Origin of the sequence: Mariniflexile sp. HMF6888 (assembly GCF_044335535.1) — a bacterium.
In the GTDB taxonomy this organism is placed as follows: Bacteria; Bacteroidota; Bacteroidia; order Flavobacteriales; family Flavobacteriaceae; genus Mariniflexile.
The window spans coordinates 370,571-390,270 of record NZ_JBIQVZ010000002.1 but is presented as its reverse complement, the minus strand read 5'-3'; the positions used below and the strand labels follow the sequence as shown (position 1 = coordinate 390,270).

Here is a 19,700-nt window from a genome sequence, read left to right as displayed (position 1 = left end):
GACTGGATCATTCAATTTTTGTTGATGGATTTATAATGTCTTAAATGGGAAAACACGTCAATAATATTACAAGCTTTAAAGGGGCAAATCTTCTTTCGGCTCAAAAGGAAGAACATGCAACTAAATCCAATGCTATTCAAATTCCGGAAATCTCTCTTCCTAAAGGAGGAGGTGCTATCAAAGGAATTGATGAAAAATTTTCAGTAAATGCCATCAATGGCACATCTTCTTTCTCCATTCCACTTCCATTTTCTCCAGCTAGGGGTGTTTCGCCCGAGTTAGCTCTATCTTATAATTCCGGTGCCGGTAACGGGATATTTGGGTTAGGGTGGAATTTGAGTTTGGGATCCATCAAAAGAAAAACAGATAAAGGACTTCCTCAGTACTTAGATCCCATTGATTCGGATGTATTTCTGTTTTCTGAAGCAGAAGATTTGGTACCGGAGTTTAAGAAAGCAGTTGATGGTTCTTTTATCAAAGATGGGAATGGTGACTATGTTATCAACGAAAATGATTCTCCGAATAATTTATTTACCATTCGATTTTATAAACCGAGAATAGAAGGATTGTTCGCCCGCATTGAACGATGGACAAAGAAGGATGCCAGTGAAATAAAATGGCGGGTCATCACCAAAGAGAATGTAACAACCTTATTTGGTTGGTCAGCAAATTCACGCTTGAAAGATCCAACAGATTCAAGAAAAGTATTTGAATGGTTGCCTGAGTTTGTTTTTGATGACCAAGGAAACTGTACGCAATATCTTTACAAGCAAGAAGATGCAATTGGTTTTGATGAATCATTAATTCACAACAGGAACCGATTAAAAGCCGGAAACATCACCTATACCAATCTTTATCTTGATAAGGTTTTATATGGCAATAAAATACCATACAGGCAATTCGGGGATGCTTTTCCCGATGGAACGGATTATTTATTTAAAACAGTATTTGATTACGGCACAACAGATTATAACACGCAACCGATAGATCAATTAAACCCTTGGGATTTCAGACCAGATGCCTTTTCAGACTATAAATCAGGTTTTGAAATACGAACTACCAGACTATGTAAAAGGGTTCTATTGTATCACCATTTCAAAGGCGCTAATGAATATGATGGTCTTGTACGTTCAGTAAATTTTGATTATGACACTTCCGCAGAACAAGATTTTACTTTTCTAAAAGCTATTACATCCTATGGGTATATTAAGAAGCCAAATGGGACCTATTCTTATAAAAAACTACCTGCTATGGAGTTTGAATACCAAAGCCATGACTGGAATAGTGATATAAAAACGGTTTCACCTGAAGCGCTTATTCATGCTCCAACAGGAATAGAACAAACCCCTTATCAATTTATAGACTTATTTAATGAGGGGCTTTCGGGAATATTATCAGAACAGGCAAATGGTTGGTATTATAAGCACAACTTGGGTGTGTGGAATGATGATAGTGATCCCAAACTGATGTTTGAACAAGCTAAGCTGGTTTCTCCTAAACCTTCCTTTGCAGGATTGGGTGGCCAACTTCAATTGAGTGATTTGGATGCTGATGGAGGTAAACAGTTAGTTAGTTTTAATGGGGAACCAAGAGGTTATTTTGAACTGGATGATGACCATGAATGGCAAGGTCTACATCCATTCAAAACCTTGCCCAATATTGATTTTGGAGACCCCAACACCCGGATGTTTGATCTAAATGGGGATGGGAAACCTGAAGTGGTCATTTCGGAAGATTATGTGTTTACATGGTATGCATCAGAAGGAAGGAATGGCTTTATGCCTGCCCAGAAAACGAGTAAACCTTTCGATGAAGAGGAAGGTCCACACATCGTTTTTGCCGATGCCAAGCAAACCATCTATTTGGCGGATATGTCAGGTGATGGCATGACAGATATTTTGAGAATCAGGAATGGTGAAGTTTGTTATTGGCCCAATTTGGGCTATGGTAAATTTGGAGCCAAAGTAACATTGGACAATGCCCCGGTTTTTGATCATCCCGATACTTTTAATCCCGCCTACTTAAGGTTGGCCGATATAGATGGGTCCGGAACTTCCGACATCATTTATTTGGGTAAAAACAAGTTTACTTGCTGGAAAAATCTTAGTGGAAACAGATTTGGTACGACTCCTTTTGAAATAGGTACATTCCCCGAAATACACGATCAGTCTAGAATTACAATTACTGATCTATTGGGGAATGGCGTAGCCTGTATTGTTTGGTCAAGCTCCTTGTCCAAGGATTCAAATGCTCCTTTAAAATATATTGACCTGATGCATAGTAAGAAACCTCATATCATGGTTTCCTATAAAAACAATCTTGGCAAAGAGGTTTCTTTAGAATATGAGCCTTCAACCAAATTTTACATAGAGGATAAACTAACCGGCAAACCCTGGATAACGAAATTGCATTTTCCGGTTCATTGTGTTTCAAAAACTACTACCGAGGACAAAATTTCTGGATACAAGTTTATTAGTAAATACAAATACCATCACGGTTATTATGATCATGCTGAAAGAGAATTCCGTGGATTTGGAATGGTGGAACAGATTGATGCAGAAACTTTTGAGCATTGGGGCAAACAAGATGCTACTAACATTACAGAAGAAGACTTGCATCAAGAACCCGTGGTATCTAAATCATGGTATCACACCGGAGCCTTTGTGCAAAATGAAAAAATCCTTAATCAATTTGAAAAGGATTACTGGTATCATGACTATGAAAGAGAATTTGGGGCAGTAGCCCACCCTGAAGTCGCATTGCCTGATGCCCGACTCACAGTTCCAGAGAGAATGGATTCAAGCATTCTTAACCAACTCACCGCCGATGAATGGCGGGAAGCTTATCGGGCTTGTAAAGGGATGGCATTGCGTTCTGAAACCTTCGCCAAAGATGCCATCAAGTATGGAAACTCAGAGGAAGCAAGAAGAAAAGAGTTTACGCCTTTCTCTGTGGCTACCCACAATTGCGTTATTGAACTATTACAGCCCAAAGGCAACAATAAACATGCTGTTTTTGTGGTGAAGGAAAGTGAGGCTATTACCTATAGTTATGAACGCAATGCCGAGGATCCGAGAATTGCTCATAACCTAAATATAAAATTGGATGAGTATGGCAATGTCTTGGAATCTGCTTCGGTAGTTTATCCAAGAATCAAACCTGATGTTTCTCTGCCCACAGAAACTCAGCAAGAACAGGGCAAAACGGTTATTATTTATACCCAATACCAGTTTACAAATGATGTTCTCGGTGAAAATATGCTTCGATTAAGATTGCCTTCAGAAGTAAAAACCTTTGAGCTGAAAGGAGTGGCAAAATCGGATACATATTATGCTGTTGGTGATTTTACAAACATTTTGGATGATTTAAATTCAGATACTGCCCATTACCATGAATTGAATAAAGCCTTAGCCTTGGGAAAAGCCCAGAAGCGATTGATTGAGCATATCCGTACCATTTATTACCGCAACAATTTAACTGGTGCTTTGCCATTGCATCAGTTGGAATCGCTCGCACTTCTATTTGAAAGCTATCAATTGGCTTATACACCTGAATTGGTTGCAGATATTTTTGGAACAAAAGTCAATGCATCCATCCTAACAGAGGGGAAGTTTACCCACAGCGAAGGCGATAATAACTGGTGGATTCGCTCAGGCACCATTCAATTTAAATCTATCACTGAGAGTCAAATAGATGCCCAAAATCGCTTTTATACCCCTATTTCTTATACCGACCCATACGATGCTGTTACCAAGGTGAAATATGATGGATCCTATTTTCTTTTTATTGAAGAAACGGAGGATACCTTGAGAAATAAGATCAGGGTTGAACATCTTGATTTTCAAAATGACAATACTAAGAAAGGATTTAACTTTCGCACACTTTCTCCACAATGGATAAAAGATCTCAATGGCAATTTTTCAGAGGCCATCAGTGATGAACTGGGATTGTTAAAGGCAGTAGCCGTAATGGGTAAAGGCAATGAAGCAGACGAATTGACAGGATTATCACAAGTCACTAATTCGGCAGAAACTACGGCCATCCTCAACTTTTTCAATGCCCCTGATTCTGTTCAACTTGTTTTAATAGGAAAAGATTTACTAAATCATGCCTCTTCACGATTTGTCTATGATTTTGATGAATATAAGAAGGTTGATGATGAAAATAAACAACATATTAAAAATGGGGAACCCCAAAAAGTAAAGCCTTTGCCTCCAGCAGTTATTGCTTCCATTACAAGAGAAACCCATTATAGGATGCTTGATGGAAATCTGAACCCTCAAGGAAGTAAGGTTCAAATTGCATTTGAATATTCCAATGGCATAGGCGAGGTGGTGATGAAAAAAGTTCAGGCGGAACCCGGCAAAGCCAAACAAGTAATGGTCAATTCTGATGATTCAATCGTGGTAACTGAAATAGATACGGCTTCTCTTAATCCAAAACAACTCCGCTGGATTGGAAATGGTAGAACCATTAAAAACAACAAAGGCAATGCCGTAAAGCAATACGAACCCTATTTTTCACTCATCTGGCATTATGAGGATTATAAGGAATTGGTTGAAACGGGTGTGACGCCCAAAATGTTTTACGATGCTGCGGGGCGGTTAATTAAAACCAAAATGCCCGATGGTACGTTCTCCAAAGTGGAATTTGATTCCTGGAAGGAAACGGTGCATGATGTCAATGATACCATTTTAGATTCAGAATGCACCTGGTATATTAACAGAGCTTACCGACTTATTGATGCAGAGCTTTTAGCAGAAGGGAAAGACCCTGGCAGAGAAAAAATTGTCGCCGACAAAGCTGCTAAGCATGCCAACACGCCTACTGTAGAGCATGTTGATACCTTGGGAAGAACAGTACAGTCTATTGAACACAATAAAAATATACAAACAAATGCAGATGAATTTTACACAACTCACTTGAATTTAGACATTGAAGGCAATCTTCGTTCGGTAACGGATGCCCGTGGTAATATGGTGATGCAATACAAGTATGATATGCTGGGTAATAAAGTGTATCAAAACAGTATGGATGCCGGGCAGCGATGGATGCTCACCAATATATTGAATAATCCGCTCCGTACCTGGGATGAACGCAATCACGAGTTTCAATACTTCTATGATAATGCCCATCGTCCAACCCATAGCATAGTGCTTGGAGGTGATAGGAAGAAAGCTGATGGAACGGATGATCCTCTCAACCATATTTTTGACAGGATTATTTATGGAGAAAGTTTACTAACCAGTAATCGCAGTAACGAAGTGGCTATTCAAACCCACAACATTTTGGGTCAGGTAATCCAGCAGTATGATACAGGAGGCTTAGTGGATACCCCTGATTACGATTTTAAGGGGCAACCGTTGAAAACCACCAGAAAACTATTCAGAAAATACAAAGAAGTCGCTAACTGGATCGATGCCAACTTGTCAAATGATTTGGAACCGGGTGTTGGATTTACTTTTACGATTGAGACGGATGCATTGGGAAGGATTATCAAACAAACTGAACCTGATGGTAGTGTTATTACACCCACTTACAACGAAGCCGGTTTATTGGATGGAGAAAGTGTGTTACATTCTGGGGAAACCAACTCCTCTGTTTATGTCAAAGACATTGATTACAACGAAAAAGGGCAACGCAATAAAATCATCTATGGTAATGATGTAATCACCAAATTTTATTATGATAAGGAAACCTTTCATCTAAAACGATTAGAAAGCAAACGCTTGAATGGTGATCGTTTACAGGATTGGTTTTATACCTATGATCCTATAGGAAACATCACCCTTATAGAAGATAAAATTGCCCCCGTGGTGTTTTTCAGGAATAGTGCTGTACCAGCGCTTTGCTCATATACCTATGATGCCTTATACCGCCTTGTGGAAGCAACCGGCAGGGAGAATAATGCTGCCATAAATTTTAGCGATTGCGATAACTGGAATGACAGGTCCTTTATGCGGGCCATGAATATGGGCGACCCGATGGCGGTACGAATTTATTCCCAAAGCTATCAATATGATGCGGTAGGAAACATCATGGAGATGAAGCATGTTGCTGCAGGTGGTAATTGGACTAGGGGGTATGAATACGAAACCAACAACAACCGTTTAAAACGAACTTTCATTGGAAACAACGGGAACCCTGCAAACTATACCAAATATAGCCATCAGCCCAAACATGGCTATATGGAAGAGCTACCGCACCTTGAAAAGATAGGCTGGAACTTTAAAGAGGAAGTGGTACTGACCAGTCGGCAACATTGTACCGATGATAATATTCCGGTCATTACATATTACCAATATGATGGCAGTGGACAACGCATACGTAAGATAACCGAAAACCAAACCAGTGCAGGGGTAGCACCTACTAAAAAAGAAGAACGCATCTACATATCGGGTTATGAAACATTCAAAACGTATCAAGGGAATAGTGTCAAGTTTGAAAGAGAGACGCTTAGCCTGCTTGACGAAGGACATCGTTTTGTGATGATAGAAACGGTCAAACAAAATGCCGATCCTGCTCCCCCGCAAGAGGAGCGGGTTGGGGTGAGGTTGGTGCGTTACCAATTACACAACCATTTAGGTTCTGCCGCCCTTGAGTTAGACGGAACACTAGATTCGAAAGTAATTTCCTATGAAGAATATCATCCCTATGGCACTACTGCCTATCAGGCTAAAAATGCTGCCATAAAATCTGCTGCCAAACGCTACCGCTATACTGGTATGGAGCGGGATGAGGAAACGGGGCTGGAATACCATAGTGCGAGGTATTATTTGCCGTGGCTGGGCAGGTGGTTGAGTGGGGATCCTATTGGGATAGAAGATGGTATAAATCTATTTGCTTATACCAGCAATAATACATTGAAATTTGTAGATCCATCTGGAACCGTAAAATTATCCAAAGATAATGCTGAATTTTTTAAAGATGTTTATTCTTTTTTAAGTAGTGAAAAGAAAACGTATCAAGAAAAAATAGAAAAATTAAAAGAGGAGTATAAAAAAAAGAATTGGGCAATTGATGAGAATAAAGGGGAATTCAAGCTATATAAGGATAGAATTGTAAAAATAGATTCCATGAGAACTTCTGTGGATAAAATTAAAAAAGAAGCTGAAGCAAAACATGGAGATGATCTATTAAGGTTAGCCAATATCGTTTATAACGAAGCAGGATCTGTAAAAGGACTGAAGGGGGAGGAGAAAGAAAAAGCCCAGAAGGCAATAGCCTATGCCTATTTGAATAGAACTGGTGGAACAGTAGACAAACCCTCAAAAGATGATATTAGCGGTTATGTAGAATTAAAAGATCGTTTTGATAATCTTTCCTCTAACTCAAGATATACATTTTTAGAATCCTTTCCATCAACAGTTGATGCTGCCAAAGCTAGGTTGGATGATACTAATCCTTCTAAAAATGATCCAACAAAAGGTGCAACACATTGGGTAAGTCCTATTGGGCTTCCTGAAAAGAAAAAAAAGAATGGAATAAAAAGATACAAAAGAACATTTGAAGGTCTCCAAAGGTTTTTCCCAGTTTGGGCAAGAAGTAATAAATGGATGGCAGATAATCCCAAAGAGGCAAAAAAAATAGCAATTGATGTTACTAAGTATAAGGAGTTTGGTATTGCAGGTGTTTCTAAGAAATTCTTTCTTTTCTATACTAGTGTTAGATAAAAAAAGAAGTAAAAAATACTCGAAGTGAACCAAACTGAAACCCTAAATATCCAATTTAAATGACAACCTATTGAATCAGATAAAAACATAAAAATTTTTCATTATGAAATTTGAACCACAAAGTTTTTTCATCGGATTGATTGATTTCTTTTCAATCCTATTACCAGATGGATTGTTTGTCTACGTTACCAAATGTCAATTCATGTTAGGGCAGGTTGAGTTCACCGAAACATGGATGGTAATCATTTTTACCAGTTATGTTGCAGGTCATTTCAACTATTTGATTAGTGTATGTCTTTTGGACAAACACATCTATGAATTCATTTGTGAGTTGTCTCATCAATTACAAATTGAACGACTTGCCAAGGGGGAAGAGTTGAATTCAAAGTTAAGGTGCTGGTTGGGTTGGAATGAGTCTAAAACCGTAAGAATAAAATTTTAAATAGTGTATTTACAATGTCAATAATATTAAAATCAAAAGCAAAACAGGTACGGGGTGAGTGCGTATTTGGATTTGATGGGGTATGATCCATCAAGAGCTTGGAATATCAACATTATAATATGGAAAATTATTTAAAAACTTTATAAAAAAAATGTCATGAAAAAAAAATATTCAGAAGCGACAACAACGCGGACTAAATCAGAGGAACAAAACCAACGATTCACTTATCCTGTAAGTGACAGGGTATTTAAGCAAGTCTATGACTCCCCTGCTTCACTACCAGGAAAATTAAAATGGCTCACCAAAGAAGAGGATGTTAGAGCCATTGAAAAATTATTGGGTATGCCAACAAAAACAATTGGTGCCCCACTTTGGGTAAGTGGAGATAGAAAGACCTGTGTTAAATGTAAGCGTGAGGTTAATTGGCTGGACATCGTCTCCTCAGCGGCCAGTTCTATTCACTCGGCTAGCATGATAGCTCAAGTAATTCTTGGGGAACAAAAATATGTAAACACAGAAGTACCTCATGCAATTGAAGGTTTGAGATGCTACAATTGTGGGACTTCTTTCAAAAATCTTAGAAGCTTTAAATGTCATAACTGGGCATATGCTGTTGGGGATTTAGCAAAGGTGGTTCAAGTAATGGAGGTTGGATTTAAAAGTAAAAAATAGGTTGATGCCACGAAGATTTAATTATAACAATAACGATCATGGAAACACTAACAGAAATAGCCATTAAAATCTTTGTTGAAGCCATCCTAATCACAGGTATCATAGGATACTTCTTTAGTAAACGTGAAGAACGCATGAAGAAAACCATTGAAGAGGAATTTAGTAAAAGGGATAAATTCTTTGAGGTTCGTTTTAAATTCAAGTTAAGGGCATTGGAAGAATTATTGGCTCCTATAAAATTACAATTGATACGTAGTAAGATAAACCTTACGGGTTACGATGCCAATAATGAATACCGTGAAAAAACCTTAAAGGAGTGCAATGAAACCATCCGTAGTCTACTTTTAGAAAAAGGTAATCTTATTCCTATAGATTTAATGCCTTATACAGAAAAATTCATCAGCCATTATGATGAATGGTTACAAGTTTATAGGGCTAACAGGGAGATACAGAACAAGACCAATGTCAAACATGTATTCACCTACAATTTTCCACATGATGTAGAGAAAGCATTTTTGGAAAAATTCGATGCAACAGAAAGGAACTGGAAATTGAAGGGTCCCTAGACTGAAAATGGGATATAAAAACATTTAAATAAAACATCATAGCTACAGCAACTAAACCCCAAGATCCCAAAACCGTTTTCGGTTAAGCAAAAGATGTGAACGATCGTCTGTGTGCAAGCCTTAAAATCAAGACTCAATAGTAATCAATATTTTATCAAACATTTGAAAACCAATTATATAAACAACATTAATTAACTTAAATTATTTAGACATGAAAACAGATGAATTAAAAAATGATGCTTTATTTACCGTCTCACTTGATGGTATAAATCTTACAAAAGAACAAATCAGCAACATCGACAAAGGTATTAAACGTGTTGTGATGAGCGAGATTGCACAAATAGATCATGGGGGAGATCTAATTGTCAATAAAAAATTAGAATTAAATCCAAGATTCAAGGGTTTTAGATTTCCTATACTTTGGGGTATTTGGATAGAACCATTCGATATTTTTCGAAAAAGGATGATAGATGGGTTATAATAATTAATAATAACTCTTATCAGAAGTCATATTCTGATAAGAGTTTAAAAAAAGAGAAATGGAACCTAAAAATAATTCTACACCCAACGAAAAGCAAAATTTAACTTGTCCCAGTTATGTATGCAAACCGGGAGCAAAACTATATGGGATAGTTAATGCCAATGGCCTTATTGACTATCTAAAAGAACCGATAGAAATTGATGAAACTTTCATGGCTACAGCGCTTAAGGGGAGAGAACCAGAAAAACGGTTTCGATTTTCAGGGACATGTGCCAAATCCGGATGTAAACAATGGGATACAACAGGACATGAATGTGGACTTATCAATTCTGTTATAGAAATTATTGGTAATGATGAATCGTCAGAATTACAACATTGCGGAATTAGGGCTAAATGCAGATGGTTCGCCCAACGAAAAGGTCTTGCTTGTGCGCAGTGTAATGAAGTGATTCGCAACATCGAAATGAAAATTGTTGGATGATGACCTTCCATTTTTACTAAAGAAACAATTATTTAAGCATTAAAATAAAACATCATGGCAACAGCAATCAAACTACAAAACCCCAAAACCGTTCTCGGAAAAGTAACCGATGCTAACGGTCGTCCTTTGTCTAACCTCAAAGTCGTAATATACGATGTGGATATGCGGGAATGGCAGCCTCTGGCTGATACATTAACAAACAAAGAAGGGAAGTATGAACTCCGCTGGACACACGATCAATCCAAAGGCAAAGAAAGGAAAACAGCCGATATTGGAGTAAAAGTCTTTACAAAGGTCAAAGGAACGGAACTTTATAAATCTTCCATGGATGGGATACGTTTCAATGCCTCCGACAGGGAAGAAATCAATATTACCATCCGTCAGGCTTTGCCAAAAGAGATTGTAGAATTTGATTACCTGTCAAAAGAAGTTTCTTTCTTAGCCGGCAAAGTTGCCATTGTCGATTTACAGGAGAATGATGAACACCATGATATTACCTTTCTCTCCAAAGAATTAGAAGTACCTGCCGAAAAGATTGAACATTTGATTGTTGCTTACCGTTTGCATGATCTTTCAAAGGTTGATACGACTTTCTTTTATGCCATACTCCGTAAGAATACGTTATTGCATAATAATTTTGCCAAAAACCTGAATGCCCGACTTTCTATAGGTATTGGGGTGGAAGATGAAACACTGTTGTATGATGCTGCCCTTGCTGACCACAAAAAAATACTGGTAGATATAAAAACGGCAGTTGAAGAAAAGATTGTTTCTACAGCAACAATAAAAAACGCGAAACGCAATCTGGAAATTCTGTCTAAATACCGAAAAAAGGCTGAGGAATACTATAAAAATGAACATCGGGAAAAAGCTTTTAACCTGCTTACCAATTTCTTCAAAGAAGGCAAGCTCAAGGAAATCCAAAAATTATTTGTAGAAAATAAAAATAACCTAAATAGCTTTTTTGATAAAGTAAGTGATCCTGACTTTTATGATTCCAAGGGAAAAGAAAAAGAGGCAAAAACAACTATTGTATTGGGAAAACTCTTTGGTTTTGGTAGCGAAGTCATACCTAATATTATGAAGGCGAAAGGCATCAAAAAACCAGAAGATGTAAGAAAGCTAGCGAAGTTAAACAAGGCAGAATGGATAAAGGAAATTACTAAGGCAAGACCAGATATTAAAGACAAGCAATTGATTGGTACCTATGCATCTGCCATAGTAAGAAAAATGGAAAAGGAATTTCCGACCCTTGCGTTTGCTGCCCAACTAGAGCGGAGCGAAGATAATGTGATTAAGAATAAGGATAAAATGGTAGCATTCTTTAACAAACATGAAGATTTTGATTTCTTAAAACACAACGTAAATCTATTTTTAAAAGAAAAGAGAGTATCTAAAAAGGATAAAGAAGCGATCACCGAGGAATTGAAATCAATTCAGCGTGTATTTAAACTGGTACCTAAATATAGTAAAACCATGGCATTACGTGAGGAAAAAATCCACTCTTCACAAAGTATAGTTGCTATGGGTGAATATCGATTTGTAAAAGAGGTAGCGCCTAAAGCTGGCATAGAGGAGAAAGAAGCCAAAAAAATTTACCGCAAGGCAGAAACCAAACACACGGCTGCTATGCTTGTGGTGGGTGATTTACAGGATAGCATGAGTGTAAAGGACATTGCGTCTTTTGAAACGACTTCATTGACGAAAAAATTAGAGGCTGTCAGTAAAGATTTTCCTAATCTAAAATCACTCTTTAAACTGGTCGACACCTGCGAGTGTGAACATTGCCGTTCGGTTTATAGTCCGGCTGCTTATTTGGTGGAGTTACTGCAGTTTTTGGATAAGCGTAGTATTGCAAATGCAATTGGCACTCCTAAAGGTGTATTGTTTTCAAGAAGACCTGAACTGGGCGAAATTGACCTTGGATGTGCTAATGCCAATACGCCAGTTAAATATATTGATCTGGTTTGCGAAATTTTGGAAGAAGCGATAGCTCCCAATTTCGGTATAGACTATTCGGGCGTGCTTTCCGATGGAGCAGATCCCTTGAAAGGTAAAATCTCAAATGCGCTTCATACAGCCTTAACTGCTGCCAATCTTAAACCTACACCCAAGGCTACAATCTATGAAACGGAATCATCAATAACAAAACCACGCTATTTACGGGACAAAAACTTGGTTTGTAAAATTGAAAATACGGGAGGTAGCAACTATAAAATTTATCACCTGAGGCAAACATTTGGCACTGCTGCAGAATTAGATGCAGCCCCCGAATACGTCAATGAGAAGGCTTATCAGGAATTGAAAATTAAAAAGTATGCTTTTAAACTTCCGTTCGATTTGCATCATACAGAGGCAAAAGCCTATCTCAATCGTTTTGATGTAACGCGTGCCGATTTGATGAAAACCTTTCAAAAAAGTCCGGGGACTCCGTTAAGTGTAAGCATAGCTAAAGAAAGACTGGGGCTAACAGAAGCAGAAAAAGATATTGTAGTAGCCACTCCGGTTCCCAACGATAATGCGGCGCAGCAATCCTTTTGGAATGTTCCCATGCCCGGTGATGTTGTGGATTATTTGAAAACAGTGGATCATTTCCTTGATAGAACAAGTCTTAAATATAAAGAATTGGATTTATTATTAAAGTTGAAATTCATTGATAAAAATGATAACCTATTCATTAAGCATCATAATCTAACCTGTGATACGGCTGAAAAGGAAATAGCAGGGTTGGATCTTGGGGACTTGGATAGGATCAATCGATTTCTTCGTTTGCAAATGAAAACTGGGTGGAGGTATCAGGTTTTGGATGCCATAATCTCCCAAGGAAATCTCGGAAATGGTACTCTGGACGACTCTTGTATTGTAAGGGCTGGACAAATTAAGGAAATATCAGAAAAACTCAAGATTAAGGTTGATGAATTGATAGGTTTTTTTGGAGAAATTCCTCATGCAATTATATACGAAGATGAGCATGACGAACCTAAACCCTTGTATCATCAGATATTCTTGAATAAGGCAAAAAATGGAGTCATTAATGAAGGGTTACTCCCGGAAAAAGTTGATGGTTCTCAATTGTTGAATGCCTTTACCGGTTACATCGCCACCTGCCTGCAATTAAAACAAAAGGATCTGGAATTTATAACCCCATTACTTCCAGATGGTAATCTGACTTTTTCAAACTTGAGTTTTCTTTTAGCCTCTTCAAGGCTTATCAAAAACCTGAAATTAAAGGCAGAGGACTTTGCCATCATTCAAAAGTTTAGTGGCATTGATATTTCGGCAAGCCCTGATAAAACATTGGAATTTATTGAAGTTGTTGAAGAATTTAAGAACTCTCCGTTAAAGGCTACCGATGTGAAATTCATCCTAAATCATGAAGCAAGCAACCTATCAGACAGGGAAGTAAAAGTTGAGAAAATTGAGGACATTCTAAAACAACTCAAAGAAGGATACAAAAAAATAAATGAAGAGCAGCGTTCGAAATTTAATGATAAGCTTTCAACAGACGAACAAAAGGAAACTTTAATTGGTGTGATATCAGGATTACAGGGCAAGATAAAAGATGATGGAAGTATAAATCTGATTACTGAAGGAGATGTAAAGACTATCATAAAATTCCTGGCAAAAGACTGGACGGATGTAATCGATGTAGCTGGAGCCAAAACCTTTATTGATGATAAGTTTGATAAAGGAATAAGCAGAACCAATATAAATGCTGCTATTGATGCTTTGGAGGCAGTAGCTTCAAATGCAGATTCTAGCAATGAACAAAAGGCTTTAATCAAGGCTTTTTTAGACGCTATTGCCGATAACCAAATAACAACGAGTAAACAAACCCTTTTAAATCAAACACTTTCAACTTCATTCAAGGTAGATTTAGCTTTAGCTGGAATTGTGGTAAAGTATGCCAAACTTAAACAACCAGCTCCTGGTACAGATTTAATTTGCGATTTGCTTTCAGACAATTTTGATAACCTAATTACCCCGGGAAATTATGCAAAACAATATGCTGCCATTAAGTTGCTGCATAAAATATTTGTACTGCAAAATACATTCAAATTAAGCAATACAGATGCAGAATGGTACTTTAAAAATAATGCAGATCCTGCCTTGAGCTGGTTTGAATTTGATAGTATTCCATACGAAACGGGACAAACGGCAATAGACTTTGCTAAGTATGTGGCGTTTTGTTCGATGGTTGCTTATTCAAAACAATTAACAGCTGTTTCAAACCCTTTAGATGCAGAGCAACCCATTGGTTTCTTCACCATTGCTGAACTTATCTTGCAGGGTGCCGGTGCAAACAGAGCAGAATTCCTGCTTAAACTGGCTCTGTTGACAGGTTATGAAAAAGAGGGTCTGGATGCTATTGATGCCTATTTATTTGCTGCCTTTGATATTGCCAACTATAAGATGCCCAAAAATTGGAAGCGGCTATTTGACTGTGCCGAATTTGCAAGAAAACTGGGTGCAACACTATCACAAATTACAAAATATATCAATCCTATACTTACTAAAACAGAGGTGGATGATTTACGGGCAACCTTAAAATCCCGATATGATGAAGATACCTGGTTAAGTACCCAAAAGGAAATTATGGATGCCATTCGTCCCCAAAAAAGGAATGCTTTGGTGGCCTATTTGTTGGCAACAAATCCTGATATAAAAGACGAAAATGATTTGTATGAATATTTTTTAGTTGACGTCGAAATGGAATCCTGTATGCCTTCATCCAGGATCGTTTTGGCCCATAATAGCATCCAGCTTTTTGTGCAACGTTGTTTGATGGGATTGGAACCAAATGCCATAGCAGATGTTGAAAAAGACCCCAATTGGAACCAATGGAAATGGATGAAAAACTACAGGGTTTGGGAAGCCAACCGTAAAGTATTCCTGTATCCGGAGAATTGGTATGATGTGACCCTGACGGATGATAAAACTTTTTTGCTCACGGAATTCATCAATGAAATTCAACAAAACGAATTAACCAACGATACCGCTGAGGAGGCACTAAAAAAATATTTAGAGAAGCTCGATAATATAGCATTTTTGGAAGTCATGGCGACATGGTATGATGTGCCTGCAAGGAAAATGCATGTATTTGCCCGTACCAAAGGTGGGGATCCTGCCATATATTATTACAGACGTTTTGAAAGTGAACGCTATTGGAGCCCATGGGAAAAAGTGGAATTGGATATCACCGGAAACCATCTGTTGGCATTTGTGCGAAACAACAGATTACACCTAGCATGGCCAATTTTCTCAGAAGAAGCTAAGCCTGATCAACAATCCAAAATACCATCAAAACAAGAACAAGAAGACGGTCACGCAAATACAGAACAACCAGAAAAGAAACTTAAAATTCAGTTGGCTATCAGTGAGTATACCAATAAGAAATGGCAACCTAAAAAAGTATCAAGTGAAAGTGTTTCAACACCAAAGGACTATTATGAGCAATATCCCTACTATTCGTTAAGAAGAGAGCAATTTAACCTTCGCTATTTAAAATACACGGATCAGATTTGGCTATTTAGTAGTGGCTTTAAGGATAATGATTATCATTATAAAAGAGGTGTGTTTGATATCACTGGATGTAAGGGTTATCCGGAATTGGTGTTTGAAGGATTTGAACCTTTCACTGACTTTTTACCAGATTTCAAGCAAGCAGAACTTAAATCACAGCGGTATAATGAAATTAATTATTTACAACCTGATGATTTATCAGTTCGAAATGGAATATCTCCATTTTATTACTATGAGATATTAGATAAAACCCCTGGGAAGTTCAGGATTTCATATCCTCATCAATTTACTGGCATTGATTTGATTGCATTGATTTTTCAATTCTTTCAATTGATTATTAATGCCGGTAAAACTAAAGATAGACGCAATCGGTTCAAAATTCCTTTTGGGACATTGCTACCATATTTTAAAGAAGACAGTTACCATGCCTATGTAATTATTCCCGGCTTCTATAAAAAAGTTATGGATAGTGGTGAATTTGTAGAAACATTTACGTTAAACGACTCCGAGAAAAGGACTGCATCCAATGCTTTTCAGTTTTTGGATGATATTACCAATTGGTTTAAGAAAATTTCTTTTGAATTTAAAGCAAATCCTCCTGTAGATGTTCAAACTGCCATTAGGGTTATCTTGATTGATACGGGTTTTCAAAACATATTGAAAGAACTTAGTAAGTATGCAGACTTGGATGTCTTTCTTAATCTTTTAGTTGGGTTAAGTGGGGACCCAAAAGTTGATGAGTTTTTAAAAGCACTGATTGAAGAGGAGCCATTGAAATATGGAGAGCAATTCAAAAACATGTACCATCCATTGGTATGTGCATTGAGGAGTATATTGTATAAAGATGGTATTCCGGCATTGATGAAGCGGGAAACACAGTTGCAGAAAACAAATTTTAATTTTAAATCCCATTTCAATCCAAATTCGCAAATTGTCCCTCAAACCTTTATAAAAAATCCAGATGGAACAAAAACATTAAGTTATCCAGTAGAAGATATTGACTTTGAAAGTGATGGAAGTTATAGTACCTACAACTGGGATTTGTTCTTCCGTGTTCCGCTCCATATCGCTGGAAACCTTACCAAAAATCAGCGTTTTGAAGAGGCCTTGACTTGGTTTCATTATATGTTCAATCCAACAGGTGCTCTATCTGGAAACGGTGTTCAAAAATATTGGGTTACCAAGCCGTTTTATTTAAACCAGGAAACAGATTACATCATCCAAAGAATTGATACACTAATGTATGCCGTTTCCGATCCTTCGCATCCAAATGTTCCAACCGGGGCATCTTCAGATCCGGCCATAAGGGATTTGGAATTTGCCATATCAGAATGGAGAAATAAACCGTTCCGCCCGGATGTGATAATGCGGTTCCGGCCTGTTGCTTATCAGAAAGCTTTATTGATGAAATATATTGATAACCTTACTGAATGGGGAGATTATTTGTTCAGACAAGACACCATGGAATCCATTGCACAGGCCACACAGATGTATATCCTCGCAGATAAATTACTAGGACCTAAACCAAGAATTGTTCCTGCTGCTGTCAAGCAACCCTATGAAACCTATAACCAAATAGAAGCCAAATTAGATAGTTTTGGTAATGCCCTAATCGAATTGGAAAATATTCTGCCCGATCTTTCTGTATTACCAGAAGGAGGAGATGAATTACCTCCAACTCCTGTAACACTCTCTACGCTTTATTTCTGCATTCCATCAAATAACAAAATGTTTGAATATTGGGATCGGGTTGCTGATCGCTTATTCAAAATCAGACATTGCCAGAATATTGATGGTGTGGAAAGAAGTTTAGCATTGTTTGCGCCTCCTATTGATCCCGGCATGTTGGTTCGTGCTACTGCTTCCGGTTTGGATTTATCCTCAGTCATTGCAGGATTAAATGCACCCACACCTTATTACCGTTTCAATGTTTTATCGCAAAAAGCAACCGAACTTGCCCAGGAAGTAAGGGGCTTAGGAAACTCGTTATTACAAGCATTAGAGAAAAAGGATGCCGAAGCGATGTCACTTCTCAGAAGTGAATTGGAATTGAAAGTACTCAATGCCGTTAAAGATATTAAAGAACTTCAAATCGATGAGTCAAAAGAACAGATTGAAGTTTTGAAGAGAACCAAAAAAGTTACGGAGGAGCGTCAAAAATATTACAGAGAGATAGAATTCATGAATGCCCTTGAAATTACATCACTGACTATGAATGGTATTTCAGCGGTAGCTTTTACAATTGGTTCAATCATGGAAATGACAGCAGGAGCAACAGCCTTAATCCCAACAGTTACCGCTGGTGGTTCTGGTTTCGGAGGTTCACCAGTAGCAACTTCAACAATTGTTGATGGAGACAAAATTTCAAATTCTGTAAGCTCATTTGCAAAAGCAATTTTACTTGGTTCGCAAGTACTTGATAGAATTGCTGGCGGCATTTCTACAGTTGCAAATTATCAACGAAGATATGACGACTGGAAACTTCAAGAGCGTTTGGCTAATAAAGAACTGGCTTCTATAGAAAAACAGATTGCCGCTGCAGAAATCCGTAAAGAAATTGCAGAAACCGATTTAAATAACCATGAACTCCAAATTGAGAATGCAAAGAAAACTGATGATTTCTTGCATTCTAAGTTTACCAATAAGGAATTGTATGATTGGATGATTGGGCAGATAAGTTCTGTCTATTTTAAGTCCTATCAATTGGCACATGATTTTGCAAAAAAATCGGAACGTTGCTATCAATTTGAACTGGGCAATGACGACAGTTTTATTTCCTATGGTTATTGGGACAGTTTGAAAAAAGGTTTGCAAAGTGCTGATGCTTTAATTCATGATATCAAACGCATGGAAACCGGCTATCTGGATAAAAACAAACGTGAATATGAAATCACCAAGCATGTTTCATTAGCGCAACTGGATCCCTTGGCATTGATAAGGCTTCGTGCGACAGGAATTTGTGATTTTGAAATTCCAGAAGTGCTTTATGATATGGATCATCCGGGACAATATTTTAGAAGAATAAAATCAGTTAGTGTTAGTCTCCCATGTATAGCTGGATCCTATACCTCGGTCAGTGCAAAACTGTCATTGGTAAATAATAGGTACAGGAAAAATATAAATCCTGATAATGTAGCGGGAACAGGCTATACTGAAGATCCGGGTAATGATGAACGTTTTGTTTACAATGTGGGGGCTATACAATCTATTGCAACAAGTAATTCCCAGAACGACAGCGGTATTTTTGAACTCAATTTCAGGGATGAACGCTATCTGCCGTTTGAAAACACCGGTGCCATAAGTAGTTGGAGACTAGAACTTCCAACGGAAGTCCACCAGTTTGATTACAATACCATTTCGGATGTAATCATCCATGTAAAATACATGGCTAGAGAAGGAGGGTCAGGTTTAAAAAACTTATCCAATACAGTACTTAAGGAACAACTTCAGGCCATTGGTCAGGATTTAAATCAGTCGGGTTTGCATGTCGCTCTTAATCTAAAACATGATTTACCCAATGAGTGGCAGTTGCTGAAAAAAAATAATACAATAGGTTTAACAATTGATAAATCAAGACTGCCCTACATGGCTCAGTCATTTAATGTTGAAATAGAACATGTTACGTTTATAGCAAAAGTCAAGAACAATCCGACCCCATTTTCTTTTAAAATTGATGGAAATACTTTAAATCTTGCTTGGGTAGATGAGTTAGGATTATGCAAAGGAATCAGTTCGGCCATTGATTTGAATACATCATTTACGATTACCATAGCGAACGCAAACAACCTCTTATTGGAAGACTTATTAATGATCGTGAAATATAAGTTTTAAAATTTAAGGTGTTTTTTTAAACCTGACATAT

At 37.6% G+C, this 19,700-nt stretch carries 7 protein-coding genes; all 7 read left to right on the top strand.

Going from position 1 to position 19,700, the window contains the following annotated elements:
• The first annotated feature begins 44 nt into the window (after positions 1–44).
• The 7 genes from ACGLWY_RS06940 (at position 45) to ACGLWY_RS06910 (ending at position 19,669) form a co-directional block, all read left to right on the top strand.
• Positions 45–7,673 (top strand): SpvB/TcaC N-terminal domain-containing protein, encoded by a 7,629-nt coding sequence (locus ACGLWY_RS06940; protein WP_396618950.1) that lies wholly within the window; start codon positions 45–47, stop codon positions 7,671–7,673.
• Between the two features lie 103 nt (positions 7,674–7,776).
• Positions 7,777–8,115 (top strand): hypothetical protein, encoded by a 339-nt coding sequence (locus tag ACGLWY_RS06935; protein ID WP_396618949.1) that lies wholly within the window; start codon positions 7,777–7,779, stop codon positions 8,113–8,115.
• A 156-nt stretch (positions 8,116–8,271) separates the two neighbouring features.
• Positions 8,272–8,787 (top strand): hypothetical protein, encoded by a 516-nt coding sequence (locus ACGLWY_RS06930; RefSeq protein WP_396618948.1) that lies wholly within the window; start codon positions 8,272–8,274, stop codon positions 8,785–8,787.
• A 38-nt stretch (positions 8,788–8,825) separates the two neighbouring features.
• Positions 8,826–9,353: a hypothetical protein gene (locus ACGLWY_RS06925; protein WP_396618947.1), complete on the top strand. Its 528-nt coding sequence runs from the start codon at positions 8,826–8,828 to the stop codon at positions 9,351–9,353.
• Positions 9,354–9,564: 211 nt separating this feature from the next.
• The gene (locus tag ACGLWY_RS06920; protein WP_396618946.1) at positions 9,565–9,834 is read left to right on the top strand and encodes a hypothetical protein; all 270 of its coding nucleotides are present in this window, start codon (positions 9,565–9,567) and stop codon (positions 9,832–9,834) included.
• Positions 9,835–9,892: 58 nt separating this feature from the next.
• Positions 9,893–10,315, top strand: coding sequence for a hypothetical protein (locus ACGLWY_RS06915; RefSeq protein ID WP_396618945.1), 423 nt, complete (start codon positions 9,893–9,895; stop codon positions 10,313–10,315).
• Between the two features lie 54 nt (positions 10,316–10,369).
• Positions 10,370–19,669, top strand: coding sequence for a neuraminidase-like domain-containing protein (locus tag ACGLWY_RS06910; protein ID WP_396618944.1), 9,300 nt, complete (start codon positions 10,370–10,372; stop codon positions 19,667–19,669).
• Positions 19,670–19,700 lie beyond the last annotated feature (31 nt).